14 protein-coding genes are annotated in these 15,479 nt (G+C 72.7%); 12 read left to right on the top strand and 2 right to left on the bottom strand.

The genetic code is table 11. From position 1 onward, the window contains the following. Positions 1-70: 70 nt before the first annotated feature. The 5 genes from C3488_RS36245 to C3488_RS36225 all read left to right on the top strand — a co-directional run bounded on the left by C3488_RS36245 (position 71) and on the right by C3488_RS36225 (position 5,081). On the top strand, positions 71-1,522 hold the full coding sequence (locus C3488_RS36245; protein WP_103845122.1) for an MFS transporter: 1,452 nt from the start codon (positions 71-73) through the stop codon (positions 1,520-1,522). Between the two features lie 32 nt (positions 1,523-1,554). Next, on the top strand, positions 1,555-1,752 hold the full coding sequence (locus tag C3488_RS36240) for a hypothetical protein (protein WP_103845121.1): 198 nt from the start codon (positions 1,555-1,557) through the stop codon (positions 1,750-1,752). After that, complete coding sequence (locus tag C3488_RS36235; protein WP_103845120.1) at positions 1,752-2,120, top strand: type II toxin-antitoxin system death-on-curing family toxin; 369 nt, start codon at positions 1,752-1,754, stop codon at positions 2,118-2,120. The genes C3488_RS36240 and C3488_RS36235 overlap by 1 nt, the downstream gene beginning before the upstream one ends. A gap of 141 nt (positions 2,121-2,261) precedes the next feature. After that, positions 2,262-4,067, top strand: a complete 1,806-nt coding sequence (locus C3488_RS36230; protein WP_103845119.1) for a DEAD/DEAH box helicase — start codon at positions 2,262-2,264, stop codon at positions 4,065-4,067. A 372-nt stretch (positions 4,068-4,439) separates the two neighbouring features. Then, on the top strand, positions 4,440-5,081 hold the full coding sequence (locus C3488_RS36225; protein WP_103845118.1) for an IclR family transcriptional regulator: 642 nt from the start codon (positions 4,440-4,442) through the stop codon (positions 5,079-5,081). An 88-nt stretch (positions 5,082-5,169) separates the two neighbouring features. Here the strand turns inward: C3488_RS36225 and C3488_RS36220 are convergent, their stop codons facing one another. Then, entirely contained in the window at positions 5,170-6,732 is a 1,563-nt protein-coding gene (locus tag C3488_RS36220) for a CdaR family transcriptional regulator (protein ID WP_103845117.1), read from the bottom strand. A 100-nt stretch (positions 6,733-6,832) separates the two neighbouring features. On the opposite strand from C3488_RS36220, the gene C3488_RS36215 reads away from it, so the two are divergent. The 4 genes from C3488_RS36215 (at position 6,833) to C3488_RS36200 (ending at position 11,279) form a co-directional block, all read left to right on the top strand. Continuing rightward, positions 6,833-7,684, top strand: coding sequence for a chorismate synthase (locus tag C3488_RS36215; protein ID WP_258053863.1), 852 nt, complete (start codon positions 6,833-6,835; stop codon positions 7,682-7,684). Further along, on the top strand, positions 7,681-8,790 hold the full coding sequence (gene menC / locus C3488_RS36210) for an o-succinylbenzoate synthase (protein ID WP_103845116.1): 1,110 nt from the start codon (positions 7,681-7,683) through the stop codon (positions 8,788-8,790). Before C3488_RS36215 ends, menC begins: the two co-directional genes overlap by 4 nt. Before the next feature lie 60 nt (positions 8,791-8,850). Continuing rightward, positions 8,851-9,642, top strand: a complete 792-nt coding sequence (locus C3488_RS36205) for a S16 family serine protease (protein WP_103845115.1) — start codon at positions 8,851-8,853, stop codon at positions 9,640-9,642. 356 nt (positions 9,643-9,998) lie between these two features. After that, on the top strand, positions 9,999-11,279 hold the full coding sequence (locus C3488_RS36200) for an MFS transporter (protein WP_103845114.1): 1,281 nt from the start codon (positions 9,999-10,001) through the stop codon (positions 11,277-11,279). Positions 11,280-11,309: 30 nt separating this feature from the next. Here the strand turns inward: C3488_RS36200 and C3488_RS36195 are convergent, their stop codons facing one another. Then, the gene (locus C3488_RS36195; protein WP_181139339.1) at positions 11,310-11,789 is read right to left on the bottom strand and encodes an Lrp/AsnC family transcriptional regulator; all 480 of its coding nucleotides are present in this window, start codon (positions 11,787-11,789) and stop codon (positions 11,310-11,312) included. Positions 11,790-11,911: 122 nt separating this feature from the next. Between C3488_RS36195 and hppD the strand changes: the two genes are divergently transcribed. The 3 genes from hppD to C3488_RS36180 all read left to right on the top strand — a co-directional run. Continuing rightward, a complete protein-coding gene (hppD, locus tag C3488_RS36190) occupies positions 11,912-13,057 on the top strand; it encodes a 4-hydroxyphenylpyruvate dioxygenase (RefSeq protein ID WP_103845113.1) in 1,146 nt (381 codons plus the stop codon). A gap of 95 nt (positions 13,058-13,152) precedes the next feature. Next, positions 13,153-14,559, top strand: a complete 1,407-nt coding sequence (locus C3488_RS36185; protein ID WP_103845112.1) for an FAD-binding oxidoreductase — start codon at positions 13,153-13,155, stop codon at positions 14,557-14,559. Positions 14,560-14,722: 163 nt separating this feature from the next. After that, positions 14,723-15,479, top strand: a 757-nt coding sequence (locus C3488_RS36180; RefSeq protein ID WP_146067998.1) for a DUF2510 domain-containing protein, incomplete at its 3' end; no start/stop codon positions are given.

Here is a 15,479-nt window from a genome sequence, read left to right as displayed (position 1 = left end):
ACCAAGGTCCCGGCCCATCACCGGCTCCTGACAGGAGCCAATCCGCATTGAGCCCCTTACCCTGACGTCTATGACCGCCGTGGACCCCCGCGACACCGACGTCGCCGCCGCCTCTCCCTCCTCCCCTTCCCACGCCACAGGCGGCGTGCTGAGCCGGCCGTACCGGGCCCTGAGCATCGGGATCGTCTCCGTCGTGCTGCTCATCGCCTTCGAGGCCACGGCCGTCGGTACGGCGATGCCGGTCGCCGCGCGCGAGCTGGACGGGCTGTCCCTGTACGCCTTCGCGTTCTCGGGGTACTTCACGACCAGCCTGTTCGGCATGGTGCTCGCCGGCCAGTGGTCCGATCGCAGCGGCCCGCTTTCCTCGCTGACCTGCGGCATCGCCGCCTTCGCGGCCGGGCTGCTGGTGTCCGGGACGGCGAGCGCGATGTGGCTGTTCATCCTGGGCCGGGCCGTGCAGGGGTTCGGCGGGGGACTGGTGATCGTCGCGCTGTACGTCCTCGTCGGCCGGGCATACCCGGAGCGGCTGCGTCCGGCGATCATGGCGGCGTTCGCGGCGAGCTGGGTGATCCCCTCGGTGGTCGGCCCGCTCGCGTCGGGCGCGGTGACCGAACAGCTCGGCTGGCGCTGGGTGTTCATCGGCATCCCGGTGCTCGTGGTGTTCCCGCTGGCGCTCGCCCTGCCGCAGATACGCCGGCGGGCGGGCGGTCCCGCCACGGAGACCGCCGCCCCCTTCGACGCGCGACGCATCCGTCTGGCGTTCGGCATCTCCCTGGGCGCCGGACTCCTCCAGTACGCCGCCCAGGACCTGCACTGGGTCTCCCTCGTCCCCGGTGTCGCGGGCGCCGCCCTGCTCGTCCCGGCGGTGCTCGGGCTGCTGCCCCGCGGCACCTACCGGGCGGCGCGCGGCCTGCCGTCCGTGGTGCTGTTGCGCGGTGTGTCGGCGGGCGCCTTCATCTCGGCGGAGAGTTTCATCCCGCTGATGCTCGTCACCGAGCGCGGGCTGTCGCCGACCCTGGCCGGGTTCTCACTGGCGCCGGCCGGCGCGACCTGGGCGCTGGGCTCGTACATCCAGTCCAGACCGCGCCTGGAGCCGTACCGGGAGCGGCTGATGACGCTCGGCATGGTGGTCGTCGCGGCCGCGATCGCCACCGCGCCGAGCGTGCTGATCCACGCGGTGCCCCCGTGGATCGTCGCCGTCGCCTGGGGCTTCGGCTGCTTCGGCATGGGCCTGGTCATCTCCTCGACCAGCGTCCTGCTCCTGAAGCTGTCCGCGCCCGAAGAGGCGGGCGCCAACTCGGCGGCCCTGCAGATCTCCGACGGCCTGTCCAACGTGGTGCTCCTGTCCGCGGGCGGCGCCGCGTTCGCCGCGCTCGGCGGCGGCACCCTCGCCCACACCGCCACGGATACGGCCGCCCAGGGCTCCCATCCGGCCGCCTTCGCCGCCGTGTTCCTGCCGATGGCTGTGGTGGCGCTGGTGGGGGCCTGGGTGACGACGCGGTTGCGGACGGACTCCCGCTGACACCGAGTGGTACCACGTAGTGCCGTCGAACCATGGCTGGACTGAACCTGCGGTTTACGGACGAAGAGCTCGAGGCGCTGCGCGAGCGTGCGGCGGCGGAAGGGCGCAGCATGCAGGCGTTCGCCCACGACGCCGTGATGTCGGCCATAAACGAGCACTCGCGTCTGTTCAACGAGGCGGCGGAACACGTCCTGAAGGTGAGTGCGGAGCTGAACCGGCGGCTCGCCTGATGCACTACCTCACGCTTGCCGAGCTGCTGAACCTGACGAAGCGGCTCGGGGTGGACGACGTGCGCGATTACGGGCTCCTGGACTCGGCCCTCGCGCGTCCTCAGTCGAGTGTGTTCGGCCAGGACGCCTATCCCGACGTGTGGCAGAAGGCCGCCGCGCTGATGGAGTCCCTTGCCCGCAACGACGCCCTCCTCGACGGGAACAAGCGCATCGCCTGGTATGCGACCTGGGTGTTCCTGCATGTGAACGGGCACCCCCTGGACGCGGACTTCGACGTGGAGGAGGCCGAGCGGTTCGTGCTGGACGTGTGCCAGGGCGCCCTGCACGTACCGAAGATCGCGGCCCAGTTGCCGCGCTTCGCGCGCTGACCGAGGTGCGTGCGTGGCGGGATGTGAGCTGAATCCCATCCCCGGCCGGCCCGGCGCTGTCCGAGCGTCGACCTCCCCGGGGCGCCGGTAGGGTGGCCCGGTTGTCGTACGCATCCCAGCCGCCCGACCCACACGGAGACCGTGAGTACCACCGCCGCCGCCAGCTCCAGCTCCTCCCACCACCTCTCGCCCGCCTTCCCCGGCCGTGCCCCCTGGGGCACCGCCAGCAAGCTGCGTGCCTGGCAGCAGGGGGCGATGGAGAAGTACATCCAGGAGCAGCCGCGTGACTTCCTCGCCGTCGCCACCCCCGGCGCCGGCAAGACGACGTTCGCCCTGACGCTCGCGTCCTGGTTGCTGCACCATCACGTGGTGCAGCAGGTGACCGTGGTCGCGCCGACCGAGCACCTGAAGAAGCAGTGGGCGGAGGCCGCCGCGCGGATAGGTATCAGGCTCGACCCCGAGTACAGCGCCGGCCCCCTCGGCCGGGAGTACCACGGCGTGGCCGTCACCTACGCCGGCGTCGGCGTGCGGCCCATGCTGCACCGCAACCGCGTCGAGCAGCGCAAGACCCTCGTCATCCTCGACGAGATCCACCACGCGGGCGACTCCAAGTCCTGGGGCGAGGCGTGCCTGGAGGCGTTCGAGCCCGCGACCCGACGACTCGCCCTGACGGGCACGCCGTTCCGGTCCGACACCAACCCCATCCCGTTCGTCACGTACGAGGAGGGCGCGGACGGGATCCGGCGCTCGGCCGCCGACTACACCTACGGCTACGGGTCCGCGCTCGCCGACGGCGTCGTGCGGCCGGTCATCTTCCTCTCCTACAGCGGCAACATGCGCTGGCGCACCAAGGCGGGCGACGAGATCGCCGCCCGGCTGGGCGAGCCCATGACCAAGGACGCCGTCAGCCAGGCCTGGCGCACCGCGCTCGACCCGCGCGGCGAGTGGATGCCGAGCGTGCTGCGCGCCGCCGACCAGCGGCTGACCGAGGTCCGCAAGGCCATCCCCGACGCGGGCGCCCTCGTCATCGCCTCCGACCAGGACTCGGCCCGCGCCTACGCCAAGCTGATCCGTGACATCACCGGGCACAAGGCGACCCTCGTGCTGTCCGACGACGCCGGTGCCTCCGACCGGATCGACGAGTTCAGCAACAACGACGACCGCTGGATGGTCGCGGTCAGGATGGTGTCCGAGGGTGTCGACGTGCCCCGGCTCGCGGTCGGGGTGTACGCGACGACCATCTCCACACCGCTGTTCTTCGCGCAGGCGGTCGGCCGTTTCGTACGGTCACGGCGGCGCGGGGAGACCGCGTCCGTGTTCCTGCCGACCGTGCCCGATCTGCTCTCCTTCGCAGGCGAGATGGAACGGGAACGGGACCACGTCCTCGACAAGCCGAAGAAGGACGGCGAGGCCGAAGACCCGTACGCCGAGTCCGAGAAGGAGATGGAGGAGGCGAACCGGGAGCAGGACGAGGACACCGGCGAGCAGGACATGCTGCCGTTCGAGGCGCTGGAGTCCGACGCCGTCTTCGACCGGGTCATGTACAACGGCGCCGAGTTCGGCATGCAGGCCCACCCGGGCAGCGAGGAGGAGCAGGACTACCTCGGCATCCCGGGGCTTCTCGAGCCGGAGCAGGTGCAGTTGCTGCTGCAGAAGCGGCAGGCCCGGCAGATCGCGCACAGCCGCAAGAAGCCGGACGCGGAGGCCGACCTGCTGGAGCTGCCCGCGGAACGGCGGCCCGTGGTGACGCACAAGGAACTGATGGAGCTGCGCCGGCAGCTGAACACGATGGTCGGGGCGTACGTCCATCAGAGCGGGAAGCCGCACGGCGTGATCCACAACGAGCTGAGGCGCGTGTGCGGGGGCCCGCCGAGCGCGGAGTGCACGGCCGGGCAGTTGCGGCAGCGGATCGCGAAGGTCCAGGAGTGGGCCACGCGGATGAAGTGAGCCCGACGCCCGTCGGCGGCACCCGAGGGGTGCGAGGGCACACGGGACCGACGGACGACGGGAGCCCGGGGCCGGGGGACCGGGGGACTGGCCGACGAGGGGACGTATCTCCGCAAAACAAACCACTCCCCACCGGCCACTGACCGGATTCTGGACGGAGCCTTCCGCTGAGCGAACCGGCTCGCTACTGTCCCGCTACGCACACGCCCCGTGGCAGCGCCGCCGCGGAGCGCAGCCGTGAAGCGACTTCAGTCCGGGGGCCGCCCGGGCCGCCAGCCGATCGGCGGCCTCTGAAGCGCGTCGCCGACGGGACTCGGCGTCGCATCCGCCGCGAAGGGGGCCGTCGACCTCACCACTGAAGGAGTGGGCGTCGTGACCGCGGAGACTTCCCAGACGCTCGACCGGGGCCTGAAGGTCCTCAAGCTGCTCGCCGACACCGACCACGGGCTGACCGTCACCGAGCTCTCCCACAAACTGGGGGTGAACCGGACCGTGGTGTACCGGTTGTTGGCCACGCTGGAGCAGCACTCCCTCGTACGCCGCGACCTGGGTGGCCGCGCCCGGGTCGGGCTGGGCGTACTGCGCCTGGGCCGCCAGGTGCATCCGCTGGTACGCGAGGCGGCGCTGCCCGCGCTGCGGTCGCTGGCCGAGGACATAGGGGCGACCGCGCACCTCACGCTCGTCGACGGTGCGGAGGCGCTGGCCGTGGCGGTGGTCGAGCCGTCGTGGACCGACTACCACGTGGCGTACCGCGCCGGGTTCCGGCACCCGCTCGACCGGGGAGCCGCGGGCCGGGCGATACTGGCCGCCCGCCGGCAGCCCGTCGCCGAGCCCGGGTACACCCTCACGCACGGCGAGCTGGAGGCAGGGGCCTGCGGGGCCGCCGCACCGCTGATAGGGGTGACCGGGGTCGAGGGCAGCGTGGGCGTCGTGATGCTGGCGGACTCGGTACCGGAGCGGGTGGGCCCCAGGGTGGTGGACGCGGCGAGGGAGGTGGCGGAGGCACTGCGCTGACCGCCGGCTGTCCAGGACCCTCGGCTGTCCCGGCTCCTCGCCTGCCCAGAACCCTCGGCTGTCCGGAATCCTGAGCCGTTCGAAACCCTCAGCTGTTCAGGACCCTCAACTGCAGCCACAGCGCCAGCCGTTCGTCCGCGTCGTCCAGGTCCACCCCGAGCTGCCGTCGCACCTGACGCAGTCGGTACCGGCACGTGTTCGGATGCACGGCGAGCCGTTCCGCCGCACCCCCGACATCACATCCCGCCTCCAGCCACGCGAGCAGTGTCGCCGCGTACTCGGTGCCGTGCCCGACGTCGTGCGCCACGACCTGCTCCCACGCGCCCGCGGCCAACTCCCGCCTGCCCCGCATCACTTCGGCCAGCCGTAGCAGTGTGATCCGGGCCCGCACCTGCCGTGCGGACGCCACCGGCTGCTCCGGGCCGAGCACCCGCAGCACCAGGTCCGCGTCCCGCCGCGAGGCGGCCGCCTCGGCGAGGGAGGGCACCACCTCCCCGAGCCCCGCCCGCACCGGCACCCGCAGCGCCCGTCCCGCCCGCCGCACGATGTCCTCCGCCAACCGCACGTGCCGCGCACCACCACGCTCTCCGGAAGCGGGCAGCAGCGCGTACACCACCCCGTCGACCAGCACGCACGCGTGGCGCCCGTACCGCGCCTCGCACTGCAGCCGTACGAGGTCCAGCAGCCGGAGCGTGGTCTGTTCGTCGTCCGGGGCGGACGGTGCCGACGGGGCGGACGCCGTGGAGTCGGAGTCCAGGACGAACGCGGCGACCCGTACGGCCTGGAGCCCCAGCCGGTGGGCGGCGGCCGCCGGGTCGGCGGTGCCGTCGAGGACGCGGCGCAGCAGGGCGCCGTCCTGGTGCCGGGCCAGTTCCCGCGCGGCACGCGCACGCAGCAGGAGCAGGGCCGCCGTGGACGCCCCCCGCGCCAGCGCCTCCTCGGCGTCGGGTGCGAGCCTGCCGTCGTCCACCACCCACAGGGACCCGAGGGTCTCGCCGCCGGCGCGTACGGCGACGGCGAGCCGTGGCAGCGCCCCTGCGAGGGCCGGCAGCCGTACCGGACCGGGGGCCGCGAGGACGGTCCGGTACTGCTCGGCGTTGTCCGGGATCTCCGGCACCCTCAGGCCGAGGATGCCCTGGCGGCGGTCCTCGTCCGTGGCCTGCCCGGGAACCGTCGAGTAGGCGAGGATCCGCTGCCCGGGGTCCTCGATCGCGGTGGCCCCGCCGACGGCCGCCGCCACCGCGTCGGCCAGCGCGAACAACTCCCCGCGCGTGTCCCCGCCGCCCCCGGCCGCCGGGCGCGCGGCCAGTGCCGACGCCAGCAGCAGGTGCACCTGGTGCCACGCCGCGTCCCCGTCCACGCAGAGCAGGGCGATCCCGGCCGCCTCCGCCTCGGCGACCGGCCCGTCCTCGCCCCGTACGACGACGCCGGTCATCCCGGCCTCCGCCGCCGCCCGCACCAGCGGTCCAGCGTCCCGGGGCGCCACGCCCACCGCCAGCAGCAGGGCGCCCGGGGTGCGGGGCAGCGGGGCGTGGGCGTCGTGGAGCAGCGCCTCGGTGACGGGCGCGGTCAGCCCGGCGGGCGCGGTGCGCAGACGCAGGGAGGGTTCGCCGACGACGTCCAACAGGTCGCCGAGCGTGCGGACGTCCATGGCAGTGTCCCCGGGTGTTTGGCCGATCCCCTCAGCAACGTACGCGCACGTTGTCCGTCTCCACAACGCCGACGCAGGCCACTGCTTCGACACTCGTGTCATGACTGCAGAGACGGACCGACCATCCGTACGCACCCACTCCGACGACGCCGACCACTCCGCCCGCGCGGCCGGGGTCACCGTGCGCACCGTGCACGACGTGACCGGTATCGCCGCCGTGGCCGACTTCTTCAGCGACGTCTGGCGGACCCCCCGGCAGGCCCCGCCGCTGCCCGCCGAGGTGATGCACAGCCTGGTGCACGCGGGCGGCGCCGTGCACGCCGCGTACACCCTGGACGGCGATCGGCTCGCCGGGGCCTGCGTCGCCGTCTTCGGGCCGCCCGCGTCCGCGGACGCGTACTCCCTGCTGGCCGCGGCCGACCGGGGCGTCGGATACGCCGTGAAGCAGGCGCAGCGCCACTGGCTCCTGGCGCACGGAGCGCGCACCCTGCGCTGGACGTTCGACCCGCTGGTGGGCCGCAACGCCCGCTTCAACCTGGTCAAGCTGGGCGCAAGGGGCACCGAGTACCTGGTCGACTTCTACGGTCCGATGGCAGACGGCGTGAACGAGGGCGACGAGAGCGACCGGCTCACGGTGACCTGGGACCTGACGGCGCCTCGCGAGGGCCGCGAGACCGGCGACCGCGCCGCCGCACCCGTCACCCACCTCGCCCCCGACGGCGCCCCGCTCGCCCGCCGCTCCCACGACGACCGGCAGGTCTGGTGCCGCGTACCGGACGACATCGTCGCCCTGCGCGCCGCCGACCCCGCTCTCGCCCTGCGCTGGCGGCGAGCCGTCCGCGACGTCTTCACCGGGGCCTTCGCCGAGGGGTTCACGGCGACGGGCATGTCCCGGGACGGCTGGTACACGCTCAGCCGAACGCTCACCCGCGAGGAGGAATCCCCGGCATGAAGCTCGAACGCGCCGAGATCGTCCATGTGGCGATCCCGCTCGTGACCCCCTTCCGCACCTCCTTCGGGACGATGACCACGAAGGACACCTTCCTGCTGCACGTCGTCACGGACGCCGCCGAGGGCTGGTCGGAGTTCGCGGCCGACCCGGAACCGCGCTACTGCTCCGAGTTCGTCGCCGGGGCCGAGATCGTCCTGCGGGACTTCCTGCTGCCGCGCGCCGCCGCCCTGCCGCGACTGACGACGGCCGCGCTCGCCCCGGCCCTGGCGCGGGTCAAGGGGCACGAGCTGGCGAAGGCGGCGCTGGAGACGGCGGTCCTGGACGCCGAGCTGCGCGCGCACGGCATGCCGCTGGCGACCTACCTGGGGGCGGTGCGGGACCGGGTGCCGGCCGGGGTGTCCGTCGGCATCAAGGACTCCGTCCCCGAGCTGCTGGACGACGTCGAGCGTTACCTGGCCGAGGGGTATCTCCGCATCAAGCTGAAGATCGAGCCGGGCTGGGACCTCGAGCCCGTTCGGGCCGTGCGCGAGCGGTTCGGGGACGCGCTGCCGCTCCAGGTCGACGCGAACACGGCGTACGCGCTCGCCGACGCCGAGCACCTGCGGCGGCTGGACGGGTTCGGGCTGCTGCTGATCGAGGAGCCGCTCGCCGAGAACAACCTGTACGCCCACGCCCGGCTCCAGCAGCGTCTGGCCACGCCCGTCTGTCTGGACGAGTCCCTGCACAACGCCACCGACACCGCCTCCGCGATCGCCATGGACGCCTGCCGCGTGGTGAACGTCAAGCCCGCGCGGGTGGGAGGCTACCTGGAGGCCCGGCGCGTGCACGACGTGGCGCACGCGCACGGGGTGCCGGTGTGGTGCGGCGGCATGCTGGAGACGGGAATCGGCCGGGCGCCGAACCTCGCCCTGGCCGCCCTGCCCGGCTTCACGCTCCCGGGCGACACCTCGGCGTCGGCCCGCTACTTCGCGGAGGACATCACCGAGCCGTTCGTCCTTCAGGACGGCCATCTGCCCGTCCCGTCCGCGCCCGGGATCGGTGTGGAGCCGCTGCCGGACGCACTGCGGCGCTTCACGACGGGAAGGACGGACCTTTACGGGCCCTGAGCGAGTCCCGGGGGCCGACCGGCGCCTGGCCGGAAGTGGCCGTCGCGTTAGATTGATCCCGTGCTCTCTCGCCTCTCCCGCCCCAAGGCCGCCACCGTCTGCGCCCTTCCCGTCGTGGCCCTGCTCGCCACGGCGGTGTTCGCGCCGCTGCCGTTCGCCGTGGCGCAGCCCGGCATGACGGCGAACGTGCTGGGCGAGAACAAGGGCACCGCGGTGATCACGATCAACGGGGCGCCCACCCGCACGACGACCGGCCAGCTGCGGATGACGACCATCGAGGCGACGGGCCCCGACGCACGGGTCTCGCTCGGTGACGTGATCGACGGCTGGTTCCGCACGGACCGCGCGGTGCTGCCGCGCGACGCGGTCTACCCGAGCGGTGACACGGTCAAGCAGATCGAGCAGCACAACACCGAGCAGATGAAGCAGTCCCAGGACGCGGCGACCCGCGCTGCCCTGTCGTATCTGCACCTCAGCGACAGGAACGTGAAGGTCACGCTGAAGCTCGCGGACGTCGGCGGCCCCAGCGCGGGGCTGCTGTTCACCCTCGGCATCATCGACAAGCTCAACGGCAACGGCGCGGGCGGCGACCTCACGGGCGGCCGCACGATCGCCGGTACGGGCACGATCGACTCCTCGGGCCAGGTCGGCCCGGTGGGTGGCGTGGCCCTGAAGACGCAGGCCGCCAAGCGCGACGGCGCGACGGTCTTCCTGGTCCCGAGGGCGGAGTGCGCCGACGCGAAGGCGGAACTGCCCAAGGGCCTGCGCCTGGTCCCGGTGACCACCCTCAAGAGCGCGATCGACGCCCTGGTGTCCCTCGAGAAGGCGAAGGACTCGGTCCCGAGCTGCTAGGCCACGGACCCGGGGACCGCTCGACGGCTCCCGGGGACCGGTCGACGACCCCGGGGCACCTCGACGGCCCCGGGGGGACGCCGCACGAAACCCCGGAGCCAACCGGCGCAACGCGGGGTCTCTGCGGGAGCGATCTCTTCCGCTATCTTGTTACCGCGCCGTAGTTAACGCCTCAACAAGGCCTGCCGGCGCGGTCTTTGCCTGTCTTCGGCTCCCGTTTCCGAGCGGAGTTCCCGTGACCCAGCGTTGTGTCATGTCTATGCCCGAGACGGCTGAAGCGCCCTCGTCCGCCTGAACGGCGGGGAACGCTCCGGCCGTCCGTCCGTGCACCCGCTCACCGAAAGCCCCCACACTTCGTGACCGTCTCCCTGTACGACATCCAGCCGGCCGGTCGGCACGCCGCGGTGCCCACGGGCAGCCTGTTCCGACGGGTCTACGCGCCGCGCGCCTGTGACGCGCTCGCCTATTCCATGGCGACCTACGCCATGCCGCTCGTCGTGCTGGCGACCACCGGCTCGGCGTCCCTGACCGGCCTGGCCTTCGCGCTGGAGTGGATCCCCCGGGTGGCGGCCTTCGGCTTCGCCGGTGACCTGGTGGACCGCAGCGGCGCGGCGATCGTGTGCTTCCTCGCCTCGCTCACCCGCGCCCTGCTGGTGGCAGGCGCCGCTGTCGTGCTGGTGATACTGCCGCGGGGGACGGCCGAGACGGCCACCGTCATGGCACTGGCCGCCGTGACCGGTGCCCTCACCCAGTTCAGCTTCATCGCCAACGAGGCGGTGGGCGCCATCGTCGGCCGCCGCGTCGAGGGACGGTCCCACAAGGTGCAGCCGGTGCTGATCGCCATCGACCAGACGGCCACCCTCGTCGGCCCGGCCCTGGGCGGCGTGCTGCTCCTGACGGGGCCGACCCGGATGCTCGCGTGCCTGAGCGTGCTGTCCTTCCTGTCCGCGGGCCTCGCCCTGCAGACCCCGCCCACACCCCTGCGTGCGGCGCGCCGGGGCGGTCCCGGACGTCGCGGAGGCATGCGGGAAGGGTGGCGGACGCTGCGTTCCCTGCCCTCGCTGCGGCGGCTCGTGGCCGGCCTCGCCTGTTCGAACCTGGCTCTCGGCCTGCTGCAGTCGGCCGGCCCCGTCCTCGTGGAGGACCGCTTCGGCCGGTCCCCGGCCGCCGTCGGCACGCTCTGGTCGGTCGCCGCCGCCGCCACCCTGGTCGCGGTCACCTGCTGCCGGTTCGCCCTCGACCGGCTGGGCCTGTGGGGGGTCGGGGTGATCAGCGCGACCGTCGCGTCCGCCGCCTGCCTCGCCGTGCCGCAGGCCCCCTCCTACCTCAGCTACACGGCCCTCGTGGCCCTCTTCATGGCCGCCGACGGAGGGCTCACCGTGGTGCTGCGCACGCTGCGCTCGTTGATCATCCCGCCCGCGGCCTTCGGTACGACGCTGGCCCTGACCATCCTGCTCCTGCTGCTGCCCTTCCCGGTGGCGGGCATCCTGCTCGCCGTCACCCCACCGCCGTATCTGACCGACGTCATCGGGGCGTGCGCCGTACTGCAGGCGCTGACCCTGCTCGTCACCTTCGTACGGCTGCGCAACGACCCGGTGCTCCGCGCCACGGCGGACCCGGCCGGCCACGGGGCCTGATCCCAGGGTTCCGCCACGGCCCCCGACCGCTCAGGTCCCCTCCCGGTCCTGCGCCGCCTGCTCCACCAACGGGATCACCCGCAGCGGTACCGGGTTCTCCATCACGATCGCCGTGGAGGCGCGGACGATGCCCTCGAAGCCGACCACCCGGTCGATCACCCGTTGCAGGTCCGCGTTCGAGCGGGCCACCAGGCGGCACAGCATGTCGCCGCTGCCCGTCGTCGTGTGCAGCTCCAGGACCTCCGGGACCGTCGCCAGATGGGCCCGTACGTCCGAGCCCTGGCCCTGGCGGATCTGGAGCGTCGCGAACGCCGTGACCGGGTAGCCGAGCGCCGCCGGGTCCACCTCCGGGCCGAAGCCGCGGATCACTCCGTTGGCCTGCAACCGGTCCAGGCGCGCCTGGACCGTGCCGCGCGCCACCCCGAGCCGACGGGACATCTCCAGCACCCCGATGCGCGGTTCCCGGGCCAGCAGCACGATGAGCCGGGCGTCCAGATGATCGATCGCCATACCGCGCTCCTCGATGGTCATCCTGTACAGAACGCCCGGAGACACGGGCTGTTCACTGGGCAGATTGCCCAGCCGAAAAGCAAACTATTGCGCACCTTGCGGAGCCGGGCGAGGCTGCCGCTATGACGCAGACCACACACCACGCCCCTGACACCGCGCGCGAGGCCGACCCCTTCCCGGTGAAGGGAATGGACGCGGTCGTCTTCGCCGTCGGCAACGCCAAGCAGGCCGCGCACTACTACTCCACCGCCTTCGGCATGCGGCTCGTGGCGTACTCCGGACCGGAGAACGGCAGCCGCGAGACCGCCAGCTACGTCCTGGAGAACGGCTCCGCCCGGTTCGTCCTCACCTCCGTCATCAAGCCCACCACCACCTGGGGCCACTTCCTCGCCCAGCACGTGGCCGAGCACGGGGACGGCGTCGTCGACCTCGCCATCGAGGTCCCCGACGCCCGCGCCGCCCACGCGTACGCCCTCGAGCACGGCGCCCGCTCCGTCGCCGAGCCGTACGAGCTGAAGGACGAGCACGGCACCGTCGTGCTCGCCGCGATCGCCACCTACGGCGAGACCCGCCACACGCTGGTCGAGCGCTCCGGCTACGACGGCCCCTACCTGCCCGGCTACGTCGCCGCGGACCCGATCGTCGAGCCGCCCGCCCACCGCACCTTCCAGGCCATCGACCACTGCGTCGGCAACGTGGAACTCGGCCGCATGAACGAATGGGTCGAGTTCTACAACAAGGTCATGGGCTTCACGAACATGAAGGAGTTCGTGGGCGACGACATCGCCACCGAGTACAGCGCCCTGATGTCCAAGGTGGTCGCCGACGGCACGCTCAAGGTCAAGTTCCCGATCAACGAGCCCGCCGTCGCCAGGAAGAAGTCGCAGATCGACGAGTACCTGGAGTTCTACGGCGGCCCCGGTGTCCAGCACATCGCGCTGAACACCAACGACATCGTGCGGACGGTCCGCACCATGCGGGCGGCCGGCGTGGAGTTCCTCGACACCCCGGACTCGTACTACGACACCCTCGGCGAGTGGGTCGGCGACACCCGAGTCCCCGTCGAGACCCTGCGCGAGCTGAAGATCCTCGCCGACCGCGACGAGGACGGCTACCTGCTGCAGATCTTCACCAAGCCGGTCCAGGACCGCCCGACGGTCTTCTTCGAGATCATCGAGCGCCACGGCTCCATGGGCTTCGGCAAGGGCAACTTCAAGGCCCTGTTCGAGGCGATCGAGCGCGAGCAGGCCAAGCGCGGCAACCTGTAGGCCGTCCTGGAGGCCGCCCCCCGGAGGAGCGCCGGCCGCCGGCCCTCCTCCGGGGGCGCTCCGGGCTTCCCACCGCCGCCCCCCGGTGCGACGCTGTGATCATGAGCCGTATCGAAGCCCCGCGCGACGAAGTCACCGGCAACCTCCTCGACCGCCTCAGGGCCGGCCTGCCGGCCGAGGCGCTCCTGACCGACCCCGACGTCACGGCCTCGTACGCGAACGACATGGCGAGTTTCTGCGCGGCCGGGACCCCGGCCGTGGTCGTGCTGCCCCGCACCGTCGAACAGGTCCAGCACGTCATGCGGACCGCCACCGAACTGCGCGTGCCCGTCGTCCCGCAGGGCGCCCGCACCGGCCTGTCGGGCGCGGCCAACGCGTCGGACGGCTGCATCGTGCTGTCGCTCACCAAGATGGACCGCATCCTGGAGATCGACCCTGTCGACCGCATCGCCGTCGTCGAACCCGGCGTCGTCAACGCCGCGCTCTCCCGCGCGGTGAACGAACACGGCCTGTACTACCCGCCGGACCCCTCCAGCTGGGAGATGTGCACCATCGGCGGGAACATCGGCACCGCCTCCGGCGGCCTGTGCTGCGTGAAGTACGGGGTGACGGCCGAGTACGTCCTCGGCCTCGACGTCGTCCTCGCCGACGGACGCCTGATGTCCACCGGCCGCCGCACCGCCAAGGGAGTCGCCGGCTACGACCTCACCCGGCTCTTCGTCGGCTCCGAGGGCTCCCTCGGCATCGTCGTACGGGCGATCCTCGCGCTGAAGCCGCAGCCGCCCCAGCAGCTCGTCCTGGCGGCCGAGTTCGCCTCCGCGGCGGCCGCCTGCGACGCCGTGTGCCGGATCATGGCGGGAGGCCATGTGCCGTCGCTCCTCGAACTCATGGACCGCACGACCGTCAAGGCCGTCAACGCCCTCGCCCACATGGGTCTTCCGGAGAGCACCGAGGCGCTCCTCCTCGCCGCCTTCGACACCCCGGACCCGGCCGCCGACCTCGCCGCCGTCGGCGCGCTGTGCGAGGCCGCGGGCGCCACCCAGGTCGTACCGGCCGACGACGCGGCAGAGTCCGAACTGCTGTTGCAGGCACGGCGGCTGTCGCTCACCGCGCTCGAGGCCGTCAAGGGCACCACGATGATCGACGACGTGTGCGTGCCCCGCTCCAGGCTCGGCGAGATGCTCGACGGGGTCGAGCGGATCGCCGAGAAGTACCAGCTCACCATCGGCGTCTGCGCCCACGCCGGGGACGGCAACACCCACCCGACCGTCTGCTTCGACGCCCAGGACCCCGACGAGTCCCGGCGCGCCCGCGAGTCCTTCGACGAGATCATGGCCCTCGGCCTGCGACTCGGCGGCACGATCACCGGCGAGCACGGCGTCGGCGTCCTGAAGAAGGAGTGGCTGGCGCGCGAGATCGGCCCGGTGGGCGTCGAGATGCAACGGGCCGTCAAACAGGTCTTCGACCCGCTGGGCATCCTCAACCCCGGCAAGCTGTTCTGACCCGTTCGGCCCACTTCCTTCGGAGTGTGTTCCGGGCGTGTGAAGGGCGTGCACGGTGTTGCCCGGAAAGGGGTGGGTACCGGCGGAGCGGCAATGCCGCCTGCACACTTCTGATAGATGTGGAGCCTCACACGACCCCCCGAGCAGATACGGGACGACGGACATGAGCGCCCCAACCCCGGCACCCGGCGACGACAGGCCCCGCGAAGGCTACTACCCGGACCCCTCCATTCCCGGATACGTCCGGTACTGGAACGGTGTCTCATGGGTCCCGGGCACCAGCCGGCCGGCTCCCACCGACGGCGAGCCGCTCTCCCCGCCGGCGGGCGCGCGCCCCGCGCAGCCCTCGGTGGAGGAGACCGGGCCGCACTTCTTCGACGAGGACCCGGTCGACGAACCCGATCGCGGCGCCACGGCCGACAGCCACCCGGAGCCCGCCCCGGCCTGGGGTGCCGACCGCTCCCAGCAGTCCGGCTTCGGTGGCGAGCAGGACCGCCGGGTGTCCTGGGGCGCCGCACAGGCCGCGGACCCGCGGCTGCCGGCCGCCGACTCCGCGCCCGATGCGTTCCCGGGCTCGCCCGGCACGACGGCGCCCCGCCGGCCGGCGCGCCCGGAGGGGACCGCCGGTACCGACGAACCCGCCCCCTCCGAGGGCACCATGAAGTTCCGCGCGGTCTCCCAGCGCACGGGGGAGCAGGGTCGAGGCACGGCGGCAGCCGGTTCCGGTTCCGGTTCCGGCACGGGTTCCGGTTCCGGTTCCGGTGCGGCGCAGCCCGGCGCCGCGCGTCCGGCGAGCGCCCAGGCCGCGGCCCGTCAGGCACTGGGCCTGGACCCGCAGGCCCCGAGCCCCGTCCCGGCACCGCAACAGCCGTCCGTCCCGACGCCTGCGGCGCCCGCCGCGGGGCTGCCCCCGCAGCAGC

Origin of the sequence: Streptomyces sp. Ru72 (assembly GCF_002920635.1) — a bacterium.
Lineage (GTDB): Bacteria > Actinomycetota > Actinomycetes > Streptomycetales > Streptomycetaceae > Streptomyces.
The sequence above is the reverse complement of the archived record's forward strand: the minus strand, read 5'-3'. Positions and strand labels throughout refer to the sequence as shown.